Annotated in this window: 15 protein-coding genes; 14 read left to right on the forward strand and 1 reads right to left on the reverse strand. The window is 65.5% G+C overall.

Annotation, left to right across the window (positions count from 1 at the left end):
• The first annotated feature begins 67 nt into the window (after positions 1 to 67).
• The 8 genes from M1D44_RS00080 to recQ all read left to right on the forward strand — a co-directional run bounded on the left by M1D44_RS00080 (position 68) and on the right by recQ (position 13,445).
• A complete protein-coding gene (locus M1D44_RS00080; RefSeq protein ID WP_316854352.1) occupies positions 68 to 1,921 on the forward strand; it encodes a DUF2138 domain-containing protein in 1,854 nt (617 codons plus the stop codon).
• Positions 1,918 to 2,622, forward strand: a complete 705-nt coding sequence (locus M1D44_RS00085) for a DUF1175 domain-containing protein (RefSeq protein ID WP_024977894.1) — start codon at positions 1,918 to 1,920, stop codon at positions 2,620 to 2,622. Before M1D44_RS00080 ends, M1D44_RS00085 begins: the two co-directional genes overlap by 4 nt.
• A gap of 8 nt (positions 2,623 to 2,630) precedes the next feature.
• Positions 2,631 to 7,415, forward strand: coding sequence for an alpha-2-macroglobulin family protein (locus M1D44_RS00090; protein ID WP_316854351.1), 4,785 nt, complete (start codon positions 2,631 to 2,633; stop codon positions 7,413 to 7,415).
• 7 nt (positions 7,416 to 7,422) lie between these two features.
• Positions 7,423 to 9,153, forward strand: a complete 1,731-nt coding sequence (locus M1D44_RS00095; protein WP_316854350.1) for a DUF2300 domain-containing protein — start codon at positions 7,423 to 7,425, stop codon at positions 9,151 to 9,153.
• An 8-nt stretch (positions 9,154 to 9,161) separates the two neighbouring features.
• Positions 9,162 to 9,953, forward strand: coding sequence for a YfaP family protein (locus M1D44_RS00100; protein WP_239498028.1), 792 nt, complete (start codon positions 9,162 to 9,164; stop codon positions 9,951 to 9,953).
• A gap of 10 nt (positions 9,954 to 9,963) precedes the next feature.
• Entirely contained in the window at positions 9,964 to 10,806 is an 843-nt protein-coding gene (locus tag M1D44_RS00105) for a YfaP family protein (protein WP_316854349.1), read from the forward strand.
• A 22-nt stretch (positions 10,807 to 10,828) separates the two neighbouring features.
• A complete protein-coding gene (locus M1D44_RS00110) occupies positions 10,829 to 11,419 on the forward strand; it encodes a class I SAM-dependent methyltransferase (RefSeq protein WP_024977889.1) in 591 nt (196 codons plus the stop codon).
• Positions 11,420 to 11,531: 112 nt separating this feature from the next.
• Positions 11,532 to 13,445 carry a DNA helicase RecQ gene (recQ, locus tag M1D44_RS00115; protein WP_112186826.1) on the forward strand — a complete coding sequence of 638 codons (1,914 nt, stop codon included), beginning with the start codon at positions 11,532 to 11,534 and terminating at the stop codon, positions 13,443 to 13,445.
• Here the strand turns inward: recQ and M1D44_RS00120 are convergent.
• A complete protein-coding gene (locus M1D44_RS00120; protein WP_024977887.1) occupies positions 13,442 to 14,362 on the reverse strand; it encodes a LysR family transcriptional regulator in 921 nt (306 codons plus the stop codon). The two genes, recQ and M1D44_RS00120, sit on opposite strands and share 4 nt — an antisense overlap.
• 99 nt (positions 14,363 to 14,461) lie before the next feature.
• Between M1D44_RS00120 and M1D44_RS00125 the strand changes: the two genes are divergently transcribed.
• From M1D44_RS00125 to rpsJ, 6 genes are all read left to right on the forward strand, one after another.
• The gene (locus M1D44_RS00125) at positions 14,462 to 15,721 is read left to right on the forward strand and encodes an MFS transporter (protein ID WP_112186828.1); all 1,260 of its coding nucleotides are present in this window, start codon (positions 14,462 to 14,464) and stop codon (positions 15,719 to 15,721) included.
• A gap of 298 nt (positions 15,722 to 16,019) precedes the next feature.
• Entirely contained in the window at positions 16,020 to 16,397 is a 378-nt protein-coding gene (gene rpsL / locus M1D44_RS00130; protein ID WP_003265519.1) for a 30S ribosomal protein S12, read from the forward strand.
• A gap of 186 nt (positions 16,398 to 16,583) precedes the next feature.
• Entirely contained in the window at positions 16,584 to 17,054 is a 471-nt protein-coding gene (gene rpsG / locus M1D44_RS00135; RefSeq protein ID WP_004634470.1) for a 30S ribosomal protein S7, read from the forward strand.
• 114 nt (positions 17,055 to 17,168) lie between these two features.
• Complete coding sequence (gene fusA, locus M1D44_RS00140; protein ID WP_024977885.1) at positions 17,169 to 19,295, forward strand: elongation factor G; 2,127 nt, start codon at positions 17,169 to 17,171, stop codon at positions 19,293 to 19,295.
• A gap of 83 nt (positions 19,296 to 19,378) precedes the next feature.
• Positions 19,379 to 20,587 carry an elongation factor Tu gene (gene tuf / locus M1D44_RS00145; protein WP_024977884.1) on the forward strand — a complete coding sequence of 403 codons (1,209 nt, stop codon included), beginning with the start codon at positions 19,379 to 19,381 and terminating at the stop codon, positions 20,585 to 20,587.
• Positions 20,588 to 20,693: 106 nt separating this feature from the next.
• A complete protein-coding gene (rpsJ, locus tag M1D44_RS00150) occupies positions 20,694 to 21,005 on the forward strand; it encodes a 30S ribosomal protein S10 (protein ID WP_004634473.1) in 312 nt (103 codons plus the stop codon).
• The last annotated feature ends 254 nt before the right edge of the window (positions 21,006 to 21,259 follow it).

The following is a 21,259-nucleotide window of genomic DNA, read 5'->3' on the forward strand; positions in this document are numbered from 1 at the left end:
GCTCGCCCTCCAGCCGAACAGGTGTCAGCAAAGCGCCGGCCCCTCCAGTCTTGCCGACGATTCCTCCATGAAGCTCACACGCAAGCAGATCGCCGTTGGTGCGGTCGCCCTGGTCGTTGCCGGTGCGGCGGTGGTGCAGATGGTCTGGCACCCGTTTGGTCGCACACGCGCGCTGCACGCTCGCCAGGTCCAGCTCGACCTGACATATCCCGACGCCCTGATCGACAGCCAAAGCCTGTCGCAATTGCCGCGCGACGTGCTGCGCGTGCCGCTGCTGCGCGATGTGCTGACCGAAGATTTCGTCGCCTATTACGAAGGCAACGAAGACCGCCTCTCGGTCGCCGGTGCGCTGCGCCGCCTGGCGTACGAGCAGAAGCTCGACCTGGCCGAGACGGTGCTCAAGCACGTGTTTGACGAGCCCGCCCGCGTGATGCTGTGGCGTGGTCCGGACGACAAGCTGCGCTACTGGGTGCTCTCGATGCAGCGCAATGGCTTGGCCAAGGCGCTGGAAGCCGTGGCCACCGTGGCTACGAGCGACGCGCAGCTCAGCAAAGTCGCCGATGGGCTCGGCGATTCCGGCGCGCCGGTGTACGCGCTCAGGCTCTCGGCCACGCGTTCGATCCTGATTGCCAGCAAGGGCGATCGGCTGATCGCGCTGTCCGAACCGGGCATCCTGCTGGACAAGGACGGCAAGCCGATTTCCAAGCAGGCGAGCGCGCTGGCGGCGCTGCTGTCGGACGATACCGGCAGGCGCAACGTGCAGGGCACGGCGTACGCGCTGCCCGCGCAGGAGCCGACGGGCCATCACGTTGTGGTGAGCGCGAACTATCTGTCGTTCGGTTATCAGCAGTACTTTCCCGGCATTGAAGCGCTGCGCTTCGACTTCGGTTCGGGCAAGGACGGCGGGGGCAACGGCTGGCAGAGTGCCGCACTCGTCGACCCGAGCCGCCTGACCGGCAAGTGGGACAACGCAGGCCTGTGGCGCGCGCTCCCGTCTGATCCGGCCGCGTGCGCCACGCTGCCGGTCGACTGGAAGGCCGCCGGCACGCTGCTGCGATCCGTGGCCGGCGACGCGAAGGAGATCAGTGAAGCCGCCGCGCACGTTGGCGATGCGTTTGCGGGCCCGGCTGCAGCGTGCTGGTACGGCAAGTCGTCGCTGGTCGCGCCGCTGTTCGTAGCGAAGCTGTCGTCGGCGTCGCAGGCCGAGGCGGTCAAGCCGGCCCTGGCAGCGCTGTTCGCTCAGATCGTTGGGTCGTACGAAGCCAAGGCGCAGGCCGACGACAAGTCCGGCCCGTACAAGCGCCTGCCGGTGACCACGAAGCCGGGGCCCGCCAACGCCACGCTGTGGCAGCGCCCGGTGAGCGCGTCCTACGGTACGGCGCAATCGGCGGATGCTCCGTTTGCCGCGCAGCTGTCCTCGGATCGCTACTTCCCCGTCACGCTGGCGATTGCGGGAGACGTGGTGGTGTTCTCGCCGGATGCGCGCCTCGTCGATGACGCATTGGCGGTGCTCGGCAAGCGCTTCCCGGCCGTGGCGGATAGCTTGCCGAAGGACAAGACTGACCGCATCGTCCTGACGATGACGCCCGCATCGCTCGCGCCGCTCGTCCGCCGCGAAGCCGGTGCCGCGCTGCCGGCCGACCAGGAAGCGGTGTTCCTGAACGCTGCGCAGACGCATCTGTTTCCGAAGCTCAAGGCGTTGTCGCGGTATGCGCCGGTGTCACTGGCGTTGGATGGCGGTGTGCCGTCGTCGCGTGGCTGGGTGCCGGTGACGTGGCTCTCAGGCGGACGCGGCCTGCCTGCTGGTGGCGATGGCACGCCGCCGCGGGCTGACGCCGCTGCAGCGTCAGCCCCGTCGGCCGATGCGCCGACCGCTGCGGCCGCGGCTGCGGCTTCCGAAGACAACACAAGCACGCAATGACGTTGCGCGCCCAGGCCGCCGCGCTGAACCGCCGCCGTTGGTTGACGGCGGCGGGCGCCTGTCTGCTCGCTCCGTCTGTGCATGCGTTGTCGGGCTGGGCCGACACGGCGCCGGCGGACGCCGATGCACTGACGCCGGATCAATCCAGTGTGTTCCGTGCGTGGTTCGTTCGCATCGTCAACGAGCAGCTTCGACAAGGCCCGACGCCGCGCTGGACGCATCGCGACTGCGCCGGCCTTGTGCGCTTCGCCGCTGGCGAGGCGCTACGCACACACGACGCTCGGTGGCTGCGCGCCAACGGCATGCGCGACGCGGAATCCGCGCGACACCTGCCACCCGAACTGAATCTCACGCCTGCCCAGCGCACGCTGACGCAGCGGTGGGCGCGCTTCGATGGCAGTACTGGAGCGTACGTCTCGGCGCTAGGGCTCATCCAGCAGAACAGCCGATTCATCGCAAAGGATGTCAACCAAGCGCTCCCAGGCGATCTGCTCTTCTTCGATCAAGGCGACGACCAGCATCTGATGATCTGGATGGATCGCTACATCGCTTACCACACCGGCACCGTCACCCGCACCGACAACGGCCTGCGCGCGGTCCCGGTCTCTGAACTGATGCAATGGAAAGACTCGCGCTGGCAGCCGCAGAGCGGCAACCCCAACTTCATCGGCGTGTTTCGTCTGGCCTTTTTGACACGGTAGAAAAACTCATGCGCAACCGTTGGCTGTCGTTCAATCTCGTTGCCACCGTCTGCCTGACGGTGCTGGCGTTGGTCGCTTCGGTACCGGCAGCGCACGCGGCCGATGCGCCGGAGAAGCCCAACCCCACGCTCGCCGACGTGCCGGGCAGCGGCTATGAGCCGTTCAAGGGGCAGCCATTCTTTCTGTTGTCTGATGCGAGCTACGGCACCGATCAGGAAGCGATGGTCCGCCTTGAAGCGCCGGGCCGCGAGTACAAGGACGAACTGTCCCGCTACGGCGGTGCCGACATCCTCGTCTACCGTGTGCCGCAGCCGCTGGAATTTCTGAAGGCGCAGAAGAACCTGCACCGCATCGACGTCAAGGCCAACTACACGGGTGAAGGCCTGGCCAACACGCTCGCCTATTTGTGGGACAACTGGACGCGCCAAGCCCGCCGCGCCTGGCAACGCGTGCTGTCGTTCGCCACGCGCAGCAAGGCCGTGGAGACCGCACCGCAGTTCAGCATGGGCGATCAGATGACCGCGCCCACGCGCTTCTCGAACAACCCGCAGTACGCACCGCTCAAGGGTTATGAATTGCTGGGCCGCTTCCGCTACCCGATCTGGGATGCCAAGCCCATCGCACCGCCCAAGGACGTAAAGCTCGAGGGCAGCAGCAGCGAATGGATGCCGCAGAACGCCGGCAACGTGATGATTCCGGTCGGCAAGCTGCCGGCGGGTTTGTACATCGTTGAAGCAGTGATTGGCGCGTACCGTGCGCACACGCTGCTGTTCGTGTCGGACACCGTGGCCGTTACCAAGGGCACCTCGCAAGGGATGATGGTGTGGACGGCCGAGCGCAAGAGCGGTAAGCCCGTTGCCGGCGCGTCGGTGAGCTGGACCGACGGTGTGGGCGTGCTCGCCTCCGGCACCACCGAGGCGGACGGCACGGCCGACCTGCGCCACGTCTCGCCCGAACGCAGCTACGTGATCGGCAACGACCGCGCGGGCGGCGTGTTCATCTCCGAGAATTTCTATTACGACAGCGAGATCTACAACACCAAGCTGTACGCCTTCACTGATCGTCCGTTGTATCGCCCGGGCGACGAAGTGAACGTCAAGTTCATCGGCCGCAACTTCAAGAACGCGACCGAATCGACTGTGCCGGCTGCCGGCGACATCAAGCTGCAAGTGCTCGACCCGAATGGCGCGCCGGTAGCCACGTCCACCACGCGTCTGGCGGGTGAGACCGGGGCGGACGCGCGCTTTACGCTGCCGTCCAACGCACCGGCCGGCGGCTACTCACTGCGCTTCGATTACAACGGCGGCACCTATGGCGGCGCTTTCCGCGTGGCCGAATACATCAAGCCGCACTTTGACGTGAACCTGTCGCTGGACAAGGCGAGCTACGGCACGGGCGAAGCGGTCAAGGGCAAGATCAGCCTGCGCTATCCGGATGGCAAGCCGGTCAAGAACGGCAAGGTATCGGTCAGCCTGCGCGCGCAACAGGTGACGATGGTGGAGGGCGAGCTGCGTTACGCGGGCCTGTTCCCCGTCAAGCTCGAACAGCAGGAGCTGACCACCGATGGGGACGGCAACGCCAAGCTGGAACTGCCCGCCGCCAAGGAGCCGAGCCGCTACGTCGTGACCGTGTTCGCCAACGACGGTGCGGCGTATCGCGTGAAGGTCACGCGCGAATTGCTGATCGCACGTGGCGCCACGCCGTACAAGCTGTCGACCACGTCGAACTTCACCACGCCGGGGCAGAACGTCTCGTTCACGCTCACGCCGATGCCGGTTGTCGGTGGCACAAGCGGTGCAAGCGCCCCGCCCGCCAAGTGGGATCTGGTGCGCCTGGAAACGCGCACGCGCACCGAAGGCACGCTCGCGCCGGATGCCAAGGGCAACGCCACGTTCCCGGTCAAGTTTGACCAACCGGGCTCGTACACGCTGTCGGTGCGCGATGCTGCCGGCAACCTGCTTGCCGCATCGAGCCACTGGGTGGCTGGCGATGGCGTGCAGACCGTGCCGGGCAACATCGAAATGGTGTTCGACCGCGACCGCTATCAGATTGGCGACACGGCCGAAGCGCTGATCACGTTCCCGCAACCGGTGGACGACGCGTTGCTTACGCTGGAGCGCGACAAGGTCGAGCGCCATGCGTTGCTCACGCGCGGCGGCGAATGGCTGAGCCTGCAGAAGGTCACGCCGTCGCAATACCGCGCGCGCATCAAAATCGGCGCTGAGTTCGCGCCCAACATGACGTTCTCGGTGCTGTACGTGCGCGACGGCGACATGGTGTTCCAGAACGCCGGCATCGTCGTCACGCAACCGACGCTGGACTTGGACGTGCATGCCGACAAGGCCGTCTACGCTCCGGGCGAGACCGTTACGCTGGACCTGACCAGCGCGCTGGCGGGCAAGCCCGTGCCGGCCAACCTGACCGTCTCGGTGGTCGACGAAATGATCTACGTGCTGCAGCCAGAAGTGGCGCCCAGCATCGTCGACTTCTTCTATCACCCGCGCCGCAACAGCGTGCGCACCACATCGAGCCAGAGCTTCATCAGCTATGACCTGGCGCTCGCCTCGCTGCCGGGCAAACCGGGTGGCACGTATGGCCGCCACAACGAGCGCGGCGTGAAGGTGCTGGAGCGGCCCCGCCGCGACGAACAGGACACCGCCGCCTGGGTCGCCAACCTGCAGACCGGCGCCGATGGCCGTGCCCGCATGACGTTCAAGATGCCGGATTCGCTGGCGCGCTGGCGCATTACCGTGCGCGCGGTGTCCACCACGGGCGCATCGGACGGCATCGTCGGCCAGCGCACCGCGAGCATCCGCTCCGACAAGCCGCTCTACCTGAAGTGGACCGGCCCGCAACGCTTCCGCGAAAGCGATCAGCCGCGTCTGGACATGGTCGCCTTCAACCAGACCGACAAGGACATCACCGCCGACTGGATCGTCTCGGGCGCAGGCTTGAACATCAACCAGCGCGTGACGCTCAAGCGCGGTGCCAATTACCTGCGCGCGCCCGTCACGGCGCTGCAGGCGGGTGTCGTGAATGCCGAGCTGAAGCAGGACGACAAGGTTTCGGACCGCCTGCAAACCACGCTCAAGCTGGATGCAACGGGTTGGCTGGCCGACCGTGAAACCGTCGTCCCGCTCACGCAGTTGCAGGGCACGCGCCTGCCGCTTGGGCTGCCGGCTGATGCGCGCGACGTGCGCCTGCGCGTGGTCGGTAACACGGCCAGCCAGTTCGCCCGCGTGGCGGATGACCTGATCGAGTATCCGTACGGCTGCGCCGAGCAGACCGCCAGCCGCTTGATCCCGCTGGCGCTTGCCCAGCAGAGTCTGGCTGCCACCGGCACGCGTCTGGGTGACGGTGGCCCCGCAGGCACGCAAGGCGTCGACGCGCTGCTGCGCACGCAGCGCCAGCGTCTGGCACTGCTGGCCGGCACCAACGGCACCTTCGGCTGGTGGGGCGAGCTGACGACCAGCAGCGCGCTGATCACGTCGTATGCGTATTACGCGGATTGGCTCGCCAGCCGCTCGGTCGGCATCAGCCTGCCGGCAGACAACTGGAAGCAGGTGCTCGAAGCCTACAAGCGCACCAGTCAGAACGAGCCGCTGCTGCATCGCGCGCTCGCGCTGTGGTTTGCCAACGAGATGGGCCTGCCGGTGGCAACGCCGCTGTCGGGGGTGGCCAGCGAGCTTGCGCCTAGTGGCGGCAAGGCGGCCAAAGCCCCGGCCGATGCCGATCCTGCAGGGGGCGACAGCCTGATCTTCGTGGCACCGGATTCCACGCGTGGCCGTCAGGTTGCGACGGTGCTGACGGCACAACTGATGCGCCAAATCGGTCAGCCGGTGCCGGAAGCGCTGGTCTCCGCCGACATTGCTGCACGCAACGCGCTCGCTGCCAACAACTCGCCGCTGGTGCAGAGCCTGTTGCTGATGGGCGGTGGCCGCTCGGCTGCCGACCCGGCGCCGTTGCTGGCCCGCGCGAGTGCCGCCATGCCGACGATGGATCGCGCTGTCGCGCTGGCCTGGCTGCAGAAGGGGTTGGGCGGCCTGCAGGGCGCGAGCGCTGCCACCGTCCAGCCGGCCGTTTCGGCCGGCGGCTGGCAGGCGACGCGCTCGCCGGTGGGTGTGCCGACGTGGCGCTGGACCGGCGCGCAAGTGCCCGCCGCGCTGGACCTGACGGCGGCTCCGACCGACGTGACCACGCAATCGGCCGTCGTGTCGTACCGCAGCCGCGCGGCCGAGGCCTCCAAGCTGCCGATCACGGTGGAGCGCAAGTTGTACCGTCTTGAGCCGATCGACAGCGCGCCCGCCAAGGCCGATCCGAAGGCGCCCAAGCAGCCGGCTGCCGACGCTACCAGCAGCGGCATTGCCTTTACCGCCAAGCCCGTCAAGCCAGGCGACACGCTCGACAGCAACGCCCTCTACGTTGACGAGGTGGTGCTGACGCCGCGCCAAGGCACGTACCGCTACGGCCTGGTCGAAGTGCCGCTGCCGCCGGGTGCCGAAGTGGAAGCCACCACCTGGGGCATCCAGATCGACGGCCTGAAGGGCGAGCCGAACGAAGGCAACGGCGCGCAGGCGTTCGAGCGCAAGGCCGCGTATGAAATGGGTCAGCTCTCGTACAACCAGCCGGTGCCCGCGCTGGAGCGCCCGACCGTGCTGCGCCAGCTTGTGCGCTTCTCGCTGCCGGGCCGCTTTGCGCTGCCGCCGGTGCGCTACTTCCGCATGTACCAGCCGGAAGCGAAGGCGTTCCAGGGCGACGGCAAGACGGCTAGCTATCCGTTCAAGGTGGAGTGATCTGGCGATGCGCTCCCGCCTGCTCGCGCGTGGTGTGCTGACCGGCCTGTTCTGGGCTGCCAGCGCCTGCGCGCTTGCCGGGCAGGCTGGGCACGCCACCGCCGCGCCGGTTGGCCAGCCCCTTCCGCAACTGCGATATGCCGCTTTGCAAGGCGATGAAGCCAGGCTCTGGCAATTCAGCGCTGACCCGGCCGGCGGCGTGCCGCAAGCCACCGTGTTGCCGCGCGACGCCGAAACGTCGCTCGGCAGCGTCTGGAAGCTCTTCGTCTACAGCTACCTCGTCTCTCGCCGCATCAACACGCCCGACTACACGTGCCACGGCAACGACGCCGAGGAAGTCTACTGCTGCACTGCCGGCAACAGCATCGACCGTGAGCGCGCGCTCATCCAATCGTGCGGACGCTATTTCGAACCCGCACGTCTGGGCCTGGATCGCGCGGATTGGCGCCGCTTCTGGCAGCAAGCCGGATCGCCCGCATGGCTGCGCGACCTGCGTGCCATGCAACCGACGCATCGCGTGCCGGTCGCCGATCTGCTCACCGCGTTGCGGTCCGTCCCGGCCGATGGTCGCGAGACTGCCGCGCAGACGCTCGTCTCCGTGCTGACCGTCGGGCGCGGCGAGGGCACGGTATCGGATTTCGGCGGCCTGCTGCGTGCCAAGACGTGGACGATGCCAGACCCGCAGCGCCCCGGCGCGTCGATTGGCGGCGCGGCTGGCTGGTTGGCCGATGGCACGCCCGTCTGGTTGGGCGGCGCTGGGTCGAGCAACCAGGTGCTGGCCGCCGCCGCACCGCGCCTCACGCCGTTGATCGAGCAGACGCCCGTGCCCGACGATGATGCCTGCGTCGCGGTGGACTTCTTCGCGCGTTACCCGATTCGCGAGGTGCGCGATGGCAGCGGCAAACCGGTTGCCCCCGGGCGTCTCGAAGGCCGCTACGCCGTGCGCTTCGCCAACGGCAACACCCTGCCAATCCAAAGCAAAGGCGAGTTGACGCTCGCACGCCAGAACAACACGCCGGTCATCACGGGCCGCCTGGGCATGAACGATTACGTGGCGCGCGTGGTCGAGCGCGAAGGCGAACTTGCCGAGCCACAGGCCGCGCGTGCGTTGGCCGTGGCGGCGCGCAGCTACCTTGTGCAGCACGCCTCGCGCGACAAGGGCTGCTACCGCATCGCCGACAGCTCGCGCACGCAGCGCGTGCTGCCGCGCCCGCCGCTGGCCGCTGCACGCAACGCCGCCGAATTTACCGACACGCTGGTCCTGACCGGCCAGTCCGTGCAGTACCACGGCACCATCAGCGCGCGCGGCCAGATGAGCTGGACCGCTGCGCGTGCCGCCGCACAGCGCGGTCAGGGGTTTGATGCCATCCTCGCGCAGTGGTGGCCGCAGGCAACGCTCACGTCGTTCCAGAGCCCGGTGGCGGGGGATTGTTCGCCGGTGGCAGGCGCACAGCAGTGGCTGCAGGCGCACGCACTGCGTTGGTCCGCGCGCCTGAGTGCCGAGCCCGGTTATGAGACACCGCCGCTGCCCGCGGTGTGCGTCGTACAAGAGGGCCGGCCGTACGCCGATGCGCGCCGCAACCGGCTCTACGTGCACCGGCTTGCCACCGAGGAAGACCGCATCGCGCTGACGCACGAATATTTGCATCTGGCCTTTGCGCGGCACCCGCGTGGGCAGGACGAACAGTTTGTCGAGGCGATGGCGCGTCGCCTGATCCGAGGGGAGGGTTTGCTGTGAAGAGTGGGATGACGCGCTTGGCGCTGGGGGCCGCTGTGCTGCTGCTGGCCGCTTCGGCGCTGGCTGAGCCTGTGGCCGATCTGGAAGGACCCATCGGCGGCTGGCGCAACAGCAAGCTGACCAACGAGCTGGAGCAATACACCGCGGCGTATCCGAAACCGCCCGTGGACCGTGGTGCGCAAAAATACCGCACGCTCATCGCCGGGCGCATCCGCGCGGCTGGCAAGCAGCGTCGCCCGCCGGTGCTCGTTGTCAACGGCAACGCCATGCCGCTGTATGGGGATGGCGAAGGCCGCTTCGCGCGCCCCTGGGCGTTCGGCCCCGGCTCGAACAGCGTCGAAATCGTGAGCCCCGACGGCCAGTCGCGCCAGCGCCTGCAGTTTTACGAGGCCGACACCACCAAGACGTCGGCCAAGCTGCGCGCCATCCTCACGTGGGACGACCCGCGCGCCGAGGTCGACATGCACGTCATTTCGCCGATTGGCGATCACGCGTTCTGGGCGCAGCCGCTGCTGTCCGACGGTGGCGGCCTCGACGTGGACAGCGTTGACGGTGCCGGGCCGGAGATTTTCTCGACTGCCGCGCCGCGTCCGGGCGTGTGGTTGTTCTATGTGAACTACTGGGGCAACTTCAACGCCGGCGGCTACAACTTCGACGAAAAGGCGCACGATCGCGATCTCATCACCGCGCAACTGACGCTGATCTATAACGAGAACACGCCCAACGAGCGGCGCGAGTTTGTCAGCGTGCCGCTGCGCAAGATCGGCGAGCTGGCGCTGATGAAATCGATCCGCTTCTGACGTGACGCACATGATGCCTTCCACTTTCCGTCTTGCCGTTGCCATCGCGCTTGCCGCGTCTGTGGCCGCCGGCGGCGTGCTTGCGCAAACCGACGCCGGGAATATCGAGATCACCGCGCCGCTCAACGGCTGGCGCAATTCGGCGGGCGACGAATCCCGCTACACGCAGGACGTGCATTACCCGGCGGTGTCGGTGTCGACGCCGCAAGGGCAGGGCATCGCGTCGATCATTGCGGGGCGCATCCGCAATCAGCCGAAGACTGCCGCAGCAGCGGACGAAAGCAAGCCGCGCCGCCGTCGCGGAGCCGATGGCTCGTCGGTGGGCACGCTGATCGTCAACGGCGTGGCCATGCCGCAGCGCATCGAGGCCGACGGTACGTTCTCGCGCCCGTATGCATTTGGCGCGGGCAGCAACAGCGTCGAGGTGCGCAGCGCGCGCGGCGACGCCAAGCGCGTGCAGTTCTACGACAGCTACTCCGGCAAGCAGCGTCCGCGTTTGCGCGTGGTCCTGTCGTGGGACACCGACGGCACCGATCTCGACTTGCACGTCATTTCGCCCGATGGGCAGCACGCGTGGTACGGCAACCGCGTGGTCGAAAACGGCGGCGCGCTCGACGTGGACGTGACGACCGGCTATGGTCCGGAGATCTATTCGAACCCGGCCCCCGTGCCCGGCACGTATCTCGTCTACGTGAATTACTACGGCAGCGGCAATGACCGCAGCGCGATCACGACCGCCACCGTCACCATCATCACCGACGAGAACACGCCATCCGAGCGCCAGCAGACGTTTGTCGTGCCGATGCGCAAAGCCGGCGATCTGACGCTGTTACGCAGTTTCACGATGAAGTAGCCCACACGATTTCGGAGTCGCCATGGATACGCAGACCGTTGCCGTCTACGACACCCTAGCCGAGACCTTCGCGCAGGAGTGGCGCGAGCAGCCCGCGCCTGAAGACCTGTACGCGTTGCTGCGCCGCGAGTTCAAGGCGGGCGGCGCCACCGCCGACATCGGCTGTGGCGCAGGGCGCGAGGTGGCGTGGCTCAACGCTAACGGTTATCCGGCCGTCGGCTACGACGCGTCCGCCGGGCTGCTGGAAGCGGCGCGCGAGCAGTATCCAGGGCTGTCTTTCCGGCAGGCGCTGCTGCCCGAGTTGGTCGGTATTGCCGAAGGCGCGTTCGACAACGTCCTCTGCGAGACCGTCATCATGCATTTGCCGCCCGAGCAGATTGGCGCGTCGGTGGAGCGCCTGGTGTCGTTGCTGCGCTCGGATGGCACGCTGTACCTGAGCTGGCGCGTCACGCCGGACGCCGACCAGCGCGATGGGCGCGGCCGGCTGTTCACGTCGTTCGATGCGACGCCCGTGCGCCAGGCGCTGGCCGGCACCGAACTGGTCTTTGACGAGGCGGCTGTCAGCCAGTCGTCGGGACGGACGATCCATCGCATCGTTGCACGTAAGGTTTAACCGCAGCGTTGCCCACAATCCGAGTGTCCTGATTGACCACCCCTCGGCGGGGTTTGTCACAATAGCGGTTTCGCCCAGCCCGCGCGTGACACCGCGCGCACCCGCCGCCCCGATGTACGACTCTCCCGCCATAGACCACGCGCTGCAGGCGCTGCCCGAAGACACCGCCGCCGCCACGCATGCGGTGCTGCACGATGTGTTCGGCTACAGCGCTTTCCGCGGCCCACAGGCGGAAATCGTCACCCATGTGGCGGACGGCGGCGATTGCCTCGTGCTGATGCCTACCGGCGGCGGCAAATCGCTCTGCTATCAGATCCCGGCGCTCGTGCGGCACCGGCGCGGGCAGGGCGCAGGCATTGTGGTTTCGCCGCTGATCGCGCTGATGCAGGATCAGGTGGCCGCGTTGGAAGAGGCCGGCGTGCGCGCTGCATACCTCAACTCCGCGCTGACGGGCGCCGAGGCCGCCCAGGTCGAGCGAGACCTGGCTGCGGGGCGGCTGGATCTCGTCTACGTCGCGCCCGAACGGTTGATGACGCCGCGCTTCCTCGACTTGCTTGAGCGATCGCGCATCGGCCTGTTTGCCATCGACGAAGCGCACTGCGTGTCGCAATGGGGGCACGATTTCCGGCCGGAGTATATCCAGCTCTCGGTGCTGCACGAGCGTTTCCCGCACGTGCCTCGCGTTGCGCTCACCGCCACGGCCGATGCCGTCACGCGCGACGAGATCGTTGAGCGGCTGGCGTTGACGGACGCGCGCGTCTTCCTCTCCAGCTTCGACCGTCCGAACATCCGCTACACCATCGTCGAGAAGGACAGCGCGCGTCAGCAGTTGCTGCGCTTCATCCGCGCCGAGCACATGGATGGCGACACCTGCGACGCCGGCATCGTCTACTGCCTGTCGCGCAAGAAGGTGGAGGAGACCGCGCAGTGGCTGGCCGAGCAGGGCATCCGCGCGCTGCCGTATCACGCCGGGATGGACTCTGAAGTGCGCGCCCGCCATCAGGCGATTTTCCGCAAGGAGGAGGGCGTCGTGATGGTGGCGACCATCGCCTTTGGCATGGGCATCGACAAGCCCGACGTGCGTTTCGTTGCGCATCTGGATTTGCCCAAGAGCCTGGAAGGCTATTACCAGGAAACCGGTCGCGCAGGTCGCGACGGCATGCCGGCCAACGCGTGGATGGCGTATGGACTGGCCGACGTGGTGCAGCAGCGCCGCATGATCGACGAGTCTGATGCGGACGATGCGCACAAGCGCGTATCAACCGCCAAGCTCGAAGCGCTGCTCGGCCTGTGCGAAGCCGCAAGCTGCCGCCGTGTGGCCCTGCTTGCGTACTTTGGTGAAAGCAGCCAGCCGTGCGGCAACTGCGATACGTGCCTGACTCCGCCGCAAACCTGGGACGCCACGCGCGAGGCGCAGATGGCGCTGTCCTGCGCATACCGCGTGCAGCAGGCCAGTCGCGTGAGCTTTGGCGCTGGCCAGCTCATCGATATCCTGCGCGGCAATGCGACCGAGCGCATCAAACAGTGGCACCACGAGACGCTCTCCACCTTCGGCATCGGCAGCGATCTGTCCGAAGCCGCGTGGCGCGGCGTGTTCCGACAGTTGGTCGCGCAGGGCTTGTTCGCGGTGGATCACGGCGGCCACGGCGCGCTGATCCTGACCGACGCGGCGCGCCCCGTGCTCAAGGGCGCGCAGTCGGTGATCCTGCGACGTCAGGCCGAGAAGGTGCGTGGCTCGTCCTCATCGTCGACGAAGAAGGAGCGTCGCGCCGATCCGGCCGCCGAGCTTTCCTCGGAGGCGCAGGTCCGCTGGCAGGCGTTGCGTGCCTGGCGGACGCAGGCCGCGCGTGAGCACAGCGTGCCCGCCTATGTGATCTTCCACGACGCCACACTCGCGCGCATTGCCGAGACCGATCCGGATTCGCGCGAGGCGCTCGGCGAGCTGCCGGGCATTGGCATGGCAAAGCTGGACCGCTACGGCCAGGCGCTGCTCGACGTGCTGGAGAAATGCCGCGAGCAGGCTTAAGCGGACGGCGGCAATGGACCCATCACGCCGGTGCTGCGGATGTGGTCACCCAAAAAATCGACAAACGCCCGTACCTTCGGCAGCAGGTGCACACGCTGCGTGAAGACGGCGTGCAGCGGCACCTCCCGCGCGGCGTAGTTCGTCAGCACCGCCTGCAAGCGGCCGGCCGCAATATCGTCGCGCACCAGATACGCTGGCCCGAGCGATACCCCCAACCCTGAACGTGCCGCCTCTCGCAGCACGAGGCTGTTGTTGGCCAGCATCGAACCATTCACATGGGCGATGTGGCGTTGGCCGGCGGCGTCCGTCAGCACCCAGTCGTGCGGCCCGTCGTAGTTGGCGTAGACGAGGCAGTTGTGGTCGCGCAAATCCTCCGGCGATTGCGGAATGCCCCGCTCGCGAAAATACGACGGCGCCCCGTAGATGGCGTGCGCGCAACTCGCCAGCCGCCGCGCCACCAGCGAAGAATCCTCCAGCATGCCGATGCGGATCGCCACGTCGATGCGCCCAGCGACAAGATCGGCGTAGCGGTCGTTCATGTCCAGATCGATCTGCACGGCGGGGTAGCGCGCCTGGAATGCGCCCAGCAGCGGCGCCAGCAATGTCACCGCAAACGAGGCCGGCGCGGACACCCGCAGCGTGCCGCGCGCCTCGTCGCGTAAGGCGGTCACGGCCTGCTCTGCCGCATCGACGAGCGCCAGGCCCTCGCGGCTTTTCTCGAAGAACGCCGCGCCCGCTTCGGTGAGCGACAGGCGCCGCGTTGTTCGTTGCAGCAGGCGCGTCTGCAACCGAGCCTCCAGTCGCGCCAGCGCCTTGCTGATCACACCGCGGGACATACCCATCGCATCCGCCGCCGCCGACAAGCTGCCGCGTTCCACTACCTGCACGAAGATCGCCACGTCAGAGAGTCGGTCCATATTTGCGCGCCTGTGGAAACAATATTGCGCCAGAGGCTACCTTAATCTGCGCGAATCGGCTGGCTACGATGGGTGCTCCGATCCTATGTCCTGTTCATCATGACTACCGAAGCTCCTGCCGTTGCCGTTTCCAACCCGCCAGCCGCCGACCGGCTGCCCCGCAGTGCCACACCGTTGTTTGCCGCCGCCGTCGGGCTCATCGTCATCAACCTGTTCGGCATCCAGCCGCTCGTTGCCGAGATCGCCGCGAGCATCGGCTGGACCACGGCCGCCACCGGGCTGCTCGTCACCGCGACGCTCATCGGCTACGGCATTGGCCTGTTGCTGCTGATGCCGCTGACCGATCTGCAGGACAACCGCGCGCTCGCCTCGCGCACGCTGTGGGGCGCGGTGGCTTCGCTGGCGCTGACCACCGTCGCGCACAGTGGCCAGGTGCTGATGCTCGCCGCCTTTGCCATCGGCCTCACGTCGACTGTCATTCAGATGCTGATTGCGCTGGCGGGCCGCCTGGCCGCCGACCACCGGCGCGGGCGCGTGCTCGGCGACATCATGATCGGCCTGAACCTGGGTATTCTGCTGTCGCGCCCGGCGGCCAGCCTGATTGCGGCGCAGTGGGGCTGGCGAGCGTTCTACGGCGCATCGGCGGTGGCGATTGCCGTGCTGGCCGTCTTCCTGCCGCGCGTGATGCCGACCTTCGTGCCACCGCGCACGCTGTCGTACGGCGCGCTGCTGGGCTCGTACGGTCGTCTGCTGCGTAGCGAACCGTTGTTGCGCCGCCGCGCCGCCACCCAGGCCTTGCTGATGGCGGCGTTTACGCTGTTTTGGACCGCTGTGGCCCTGCGGTTGGCGGCAGCGCCGTTCCATCTTTCGCAAAACGGCATCGGCATCTTCGCGCTGTGCGGCGCGGCTGGTGTTGTGGCCGCGCCGATTGCCGGACGATTGGCGGATCGCGGCTTGGTGCGCGTGGGCACGCTGCTCGCACATGCCAGTGCGGCGACGGGTTTGCTGTTAGCGCTGGCTTCGGCCCTGCTGCCAGGCCTAAGCGTCCCCGCCATGCTGACGATGCTGGTGGCCGCGGCGCTTCTGCTCGACTTCGGTGCCATCGGCGACCAGGCGCTCGGCCGCTACATGGTCAACACGCTGTCACCGGAGATTCGCGGGCGCGTGAATGGTTTGTACACCGGAGCGTTCTTCTTTGGTGCAGCCGCAGGCGGTGGACTGGCCGGCGTGGCGTGGGCGGGTGGCGGATGGATCGGCGTATCCGTTCTCGCCCTCGCGTTTGTGGCGGCGGCTGCCCTCGTCTTTGTGTGGCCGGCGAGTGCGCCGCGTGCCATTGGCGCCACACCGCGCCGTTGCTGACCTTCCTCACGCGTCGCCAGACTGGTGGCGCGCTTGACGCTTGCAAGACAGCCCGCTATAGTGCCAGATTCGAGTTTTTGGCTTCTGGTTTCGCGCGTCCATGCCCGGCAAAGCGCTGTGCAAGACATCTGAACCAGACGGGCTCGCGCTCTTTGGTCTTGATCTGTTCCCGCAGGTCCTCCCTTCAGAGCGTTCTGCTCGCCACTTCCATAAAACCCGATTGCGCCGTCCGCCTCACAAATGAGGCGTTCACGTTACGTGAACCGGCGATTTTTCAAAAACCAAGCTGGATTGAACAATGCCAACCATCAATCAACTGGTTCGCAAGCCCCGCGTCTCGGAAAAGCTGAAGAGCAAGAGCCCGGCACTTGAGAACTGCCCGCAGCGTCGCGGCGTGTGCACCCGCGTGTACACCACGACGCCGAAGAAGCCGAACTCGGCACTGCGTAAGGTCGCCAAGGTGCGCCTGACCAACGGTTTCGAAGTCATTTCGTACATCGGCGGTGAAGGCCACAACCTGCAAGAACACAGCGTCGTGCTGATCCGCGGCGGCCGTGTGAAGGACTTGCCGGGTGTGCGTTACCACATCGTGCGCGGCTCCCTTGACCTGCAAGGCGTCAAGGATCGTAAGCAAGCGCGTTCGAAGTACGGCGCGAAGCGTCCGAAGGCGGCCTAAGTCGTCCGTGAGATCGCGCCGCTTTTGCGGTCACGGTCTTGTCATGAGCAGGCGGTACAACGGTGCGTTTTTTGACCGCACTGGCACCGTCGAGTAAGTGGTCACCCGGCTCAGATTGTTGGAAGACAAGCTAGTTGGTGGCCGGAGAACCGAAGCGGTTCTCAACTGAACAGAGAAGGAAAGAAGATGCCACGTCGTCGTGAAGTCCCCAAGCGGGAAATTCTGCCGGACCCGAAGTTCGGCAATGTGGAAGTCGCCAAGTTCATGAACGTCCTGATGCTGGACGGCAAGAAGTCGGTGGCTGAGCGTATCGTCTACGGTGCGTTCGACCAGATCGAGAAGAAAGCAGGCAAGGCGCCTATCGAGGTGTTCACGCTGGCTATCGGCAACATCAAGCCGGTGGTCGAAGTGAAGAGCCGTCGTGTTGGTGGCGCCAACTATCAGGTGCCGGTCGAAGTCCGGCCGTCGCGTCGTCTGGCATTGGCGATGCGTTGGCTGCGGGAAGCTGCGAAGAAGCGCAGCGAGAAGTCGATGGCCCTGCGTCTGGCTGGTGAGCTGCTCGAAGCCTCGGAAGGCCGCGGCGGCGCCATGAAGAAGCGCGACGAAGTGCACCGCATGGCTGAAGCCAACAAGGCGTTCTCGCACTTCCGCTTCTAAGCGACGCGAGACGTTGTTGGTTGCTGGGCGGGCTGTGTGCGCACATCTCGCCCATTTGTATTAGGGGCGCTTGGCCACGGGCCGGCGCCCCGTTGACGAATCTGAGGATTAACCGTGGCTCGTAAGACCCCCATTGAGCGCTACCGTAACATCGGTATTTCCGCTCACATCGACGCCGGCAAGACCACCACGACCGAGCGGATCCTGTTCTATACCGGTGTGAACCACAAGATCGGTGAAGTGCATGATGGCGCTGCCACCATGGACTGGATGGAGCAGGAGCAAGAGCGCGGCATCACCATTACGTCTGCTGCTACCACCGCCTTCTGGAAGGGCATGGGCGGCAACTACCCCGAGCACCGCTTCAACATCATCGACACCCCGGGCCACGTGGACTTCACCATCGAGGTGGAGCGTTCCATGCGTGTGCTGGACGGCGCGTGCATGGTGTACTGCGCAGTGGGTGGCGTGCAGCCGCAGTCGGAAACCGTCTGGCGTCAGGCCAACAAGTACAAGGTGCCGCGTCTGGCGTTCGTCAACAAGATGGACCGTACCGGCGCGAATTTCTTCAAGGTCTACGACCAGCTGAAGACCCGTCTGAAGGCCAACCCGGTGCCCGTCGTGGTGCCCATCGGCGCTGAAGATGGTTTCCAAGGCGTCGTCGATCTGCTGGAAATGAAGGCGATCATTTGGGACGAAGCCAGCCAAGGCGTGAAGTTCGAATACACCGACATCCCTGCAGAACTCGTTGACACGTGCAATGAGTGGCGCGAGAAGATGGTCGAGTCGGCCGCTGAAGCCAGCGAAGAGCTGATGGAAAAGTACCTGGGCGGCGAAGAGCTGACCCGTGCTGAGATCGTCAAGGCACTGCGCGACCGTACCATCGCCTGCGAAATCCAGCCGATGCTGTGCGGCACCGCGTTCAAGAACAAGGGCGTGCAGCGCATGCTCGACGCCGTGATCGATTTCCTGCCGTCGCCGGTCGACATTCCGCCGGTTCAAGGCATTGACGAAAACGACGAAGAGAAGAAGCTCGAGCGCAAGGCAGACGACAACGAAAAGTTCTCGGCGCTGGCGTTCAAGATCATGACCGACCCGTTCGTTGGTCAGCTGATCTTCTTCCGCGTCTACTCGGGCAAGATCAACTCGGGCGACACCGTGTACAACCCGGTGAAGCAGAAGAAGGAGCGTCTGGGCCGTATTCTGCAGATGCACGCCAACCAGCGCGAAGAAATCAAGGAAGTGCTGGCAGGCGACATCGCCGCTGCAGTGGGTTTGAAGGACGCTACCACGGGTGACACGCTGTGCGATCCGACCGCTCCGATCATTCTCGAGCGCATGGTGTTCCCGGAGCCGGTGATTTCGCAGGCTGTCGAGCCGAAGACCAAGGCTGACCAGGAAAAGATGGGTATCGCCCTGAACCGCCTGGCTGCTGAAGATCCGTCGTTCCGCGTGCGTACCGATGAAGAATCGGGCCAGACCATCATTTCGGGTATGGGCGAGCTGCACCTCGAAATTCTGGTCGATCGCATGAAGCGCGAATTCGGCGTGGAAGCCAACATTGGCGCCCCGCAAGTTGCCTACCGCGAAACCATCCGCAAGAAGGTTGAAGACGTCGAAGGCAAGTTCGTCAAGCAGTCCGGCGGTCGTGGTCAGTATGGTCACGCTGTGATCACGCTGGAACCGGCGGATGACGAGGCGAAGAAGGCTGGCAAGAACTTCGAATTCGTCGACGCCATCAAGGGCGGTGTGATTCCTCGCGAATACATCCCGGCGGTGGAGAAGGGTATCGTCGACACGCTGCCGGCCGGTATTCTGGCGGGCTTCCCGGTGGTGGACGTGAAGGTCACGCTGACGTTCGGTTCGTACCACGACGTGGACTCGAACGAAAACGCGTTCCGCATGGCCGGCTCGATGGCTTTCAAGGAAGCCATGCGCCGCGCCACCCCGGTTCTGCTCGAGCCGATGATGGCTGTGGAAGTGGAAACGCCGGAAGACTACACGGGTACCGTGATGGGCGACTTGTCGTCCCGCCGCGGCATCGTGCAGGGCATGGACGACATGGTGGGCGGCGGCAAGATCATCAAGGCCGAAGTCCCGCTGTCGGAAATGTTCGGTTATTCGACGTCGCTGCGCTCGCAGACGCAAGGCCGCGCCACGTACACCATGGAATTCAAGCAATACGCTGAGGCACCGAAGAACATCGCCGAAGCTGTGATGGCTGCCAAGGGTACGAAGTAATCCACGTGTTTTGGGCGGCGCGCGTGTGCGTGCCGCCCGCATCCAAATCTAGTAATTAGCCGATTCCGAATTGAGGAGCTGACATGGCAAAGGAAAAGTTCGAGCGGACCAAGCCGCACGTGAACGTTGGTACGATTGGTCACGTTGACCACGGCAAGACGACGCTGACCGCAGCGATCGCAACCGTGCTGTCGAGCAAGTTCGGTGGTACCGCGAAGAAGTACGACGAAATCGACGCAGCGCCGGAAGAAAAGGCGCGCGGCATCACGATCAACACCGCGCACATCGAGTACGAAACGGCTAACCGTCACTACGCGCACGTTGACTGCCCGGGCCACGCCGACTACGTCAAGAACATGATCACCGGTGCCGCCCAGATGGACGGCGCCATCCTGGTGTGCTCGGCCGCTGACGGCCCGATGCCGCAAACGCGTGAGCACATCCTGCTGGCCCGTCAGGTTGGTGTGCCGTACATCATCGTCTTCCTGAACAAGTGCGACATGGTGGACGACGCCGAGCTGCTGGAGCTGGTCGAGATGGAAGTGCGCGAACTTCTGTCGAAGTACGACTTCCCGGGCGACGACACCCCGATCATCAAGGGTTCGGCCAAGCTGGCGCTGGAAGGCGACAAGGGCGAACTGGGCGAAGTGGCCATCATGAACCTGGCCGACGCACTGGACACCTACATCCCGACGCCGGAGCGCGCTGTTGACGGCACGTTCCTGATGCCGGTGGAAGACGTGTTCTCGATCTCGGGTCGCGGCACCGTGGTGACCGGCCGTATCGAGCGCGGCGTCGTCAAGGTCGGCGAAGAAATCGAAATCGTCGGTATCGCCATGGACGGCGACAAGCCGAAGATCGACAAGACGACCTGCACGGGCGTGGAAATGTTCCGCAAGCTGCTCGACCAAGGTCAAGCTGGCGACAACGTCGGTATTCTGCTGCGCGGTACGAAGCGCGAAGACGTCCAGCGCGGCCAAGTGCTGGCCAAGCCGGGCTCGATCAAGCCGCACACGGAATTCACGGGCGAGGTCTACATCCTGTCGAAGGACGAAGGTGGCCGTCACACGCCGTTCTTCAACAACTACCGTCCGCAGTTCTACTTCCGTACGACGGACGTGACTGGCTCGATCGCCCTGCCGGAAGGCAAGGAAATGGTCATGCCGGGCGACAACGTGTCGATCACCGTCAAGCTGATCGCCCCGATCGCCATGGAAGAAGGTCTGCGCTTCGCTATCCGTGAAGGCGGCCGTACCGTGGGTGCTGGCGTCGTTGCCAAGATCCTGAAGTAAAAGGCGGATCGATGCGCTGTTCCTCGTAAGGGGGCGGCGCATCGCCTGTTGCATCGCTCTTTCAATCTACAGGCGGCCCGGCCGCCATGCTCTTTAAGGAAACATCATGCAGAACCAGAAGATCCGTATCCGCCTGAAGGCTTTCGACTATCGTCTGATCGACCAGTCGGCCGCTGAAATCGTTGAAACCGCCAAGCGCACCGGCGCGATCGTTAAGGGCCCGGTGCCCCTGCCGACCCGCATCCAGCGTTTCGACGTTCTGCGTTCGCCGCACGTCAACAAGACCAGCCGCGACCAGTTCGAGATCCGTACGCACCAGCGCCTGATGGACATCGTCGATCCGACGGACAAGACCGTCGACGCGCTGATGAAGCTGGACCTGCCGGCTGGCGTGGACGTCGAGATCAAGCTGCAATAAGCAAGACAACGCTGCCGGATCACTCCGGTAACGGGCAAACGGCGAGCTAAGTGCTCGCCGTTTTGCTTTTGGGCGCGGAATGTTGCATTGCGCACGATGTCCGGACCATCATTCCGCAAACGCTCTTGCATGTTGTCCGTAACCGGGATATATTGTAGGGCTACCCCTTTAGTCAGGGGAGTGGGCTGGCCGTTTTGGCCTCGCGCTGTCTCTTTAGGCGCAGTCCAGTTCAAGATTCGTAGTATCAATCAGCC

This window comes from Ralstonia sp. SA306 (assembly GCF_054792405.1).

Coding starts and splice junctions, on each gene's coding strand:
- M1D44_RS00080 (WP_316854352.1), top strand. CDS start 68: ATGAAGCTCACACGCAAGCAGATCGCCGTTGGTGCGGTCGCCCTGGTC.
- M1D44_RS00085 (WP_024977894.1), top strand. CDS start 1,918: ATGACGTTGCGCGCCCAGGCCGCCGCGCTGAACCGCCGCCGTTGGTTG.
- M1D44_RS00090 (WP_316854351.1), top strand. CDS start 2,631: ATGCGCAACCGTTGGCTGTCGTTCAATCTCGTTGCCACCGTCTGCCTG.
- M1D44_RS00095 (WP_316854350.1), top strand. CDS start 7,423: ATGCGCTCCCGCCTGCTCGCGCGTGGTGTGCTGACCGGCCTGTTCTGG.
- M1D44_RS00100 (WP_239498028.1), top strand. CDS start 9,162: ATGACGCGCTTGGCGCTGGGGGCCGCTGTGCTGCTGCTGGCCGCTTCG.
- M1D44_RS00105 (WP_316854349.1), top strand. CDS start 9,964: ATGATGCCTTCCACTTTCCGTCTTGCCGTTGCCATCGCGCTTGCCGCG.
- M1D44_RS00110 (WP_024977889.1), top strand. CDS start 10,829: ATGGATACGCAGACCGTTGCCGTCTACGACACCCTAGCCGAGACCTTC.
- recQ (WP_112186826.1), top strand. CDS start 11,532: ATGTACGACTCTCCCGCCATAGACCACGCGCTGCAGGCGCTGCCCGAA.
- M1D44_RS00120 (WP_024977887.1), bottom strand. CDS start 14,362: ATGGACCGACTCTCTGACGTGGCGATCTTCGTGCAGGTAGTGGAACGC.
- M1D44_RS00125 (WP_112186828.1), top strand. CDS start 14,462: ATGACTACCGAAGCTCCTGCCGTTGCCGTTTCCAACCCGCCAGCCGCC.
- rpsL (WP_003265519.1), top strand. CDS start 16,020: ATGCCAACCATCAATCAACTGGTTCGCAAGCCCCGCGTCTCGGAAAAG.
- rpsG (WP_004634470.1), top strand. CDS start 16,584: ATGCCACGTCGTCGTGAAGTCCCCAAGCGGGAAATTCTGCCGGACCCG.
- tuf (WP_024977884.1), top strand. CDS start 19,379: ATGGCAAAGGAAAAGTTCGAGCGGACCAAGCCGCACGTGAACGTTGGT.
- rpsJ (WP_004634473.1), top strand. CDS start 20,694: ATGCAGAACCAGAAGATCCGTATCCGCCTGAAGGCTTTCGACTATCGT.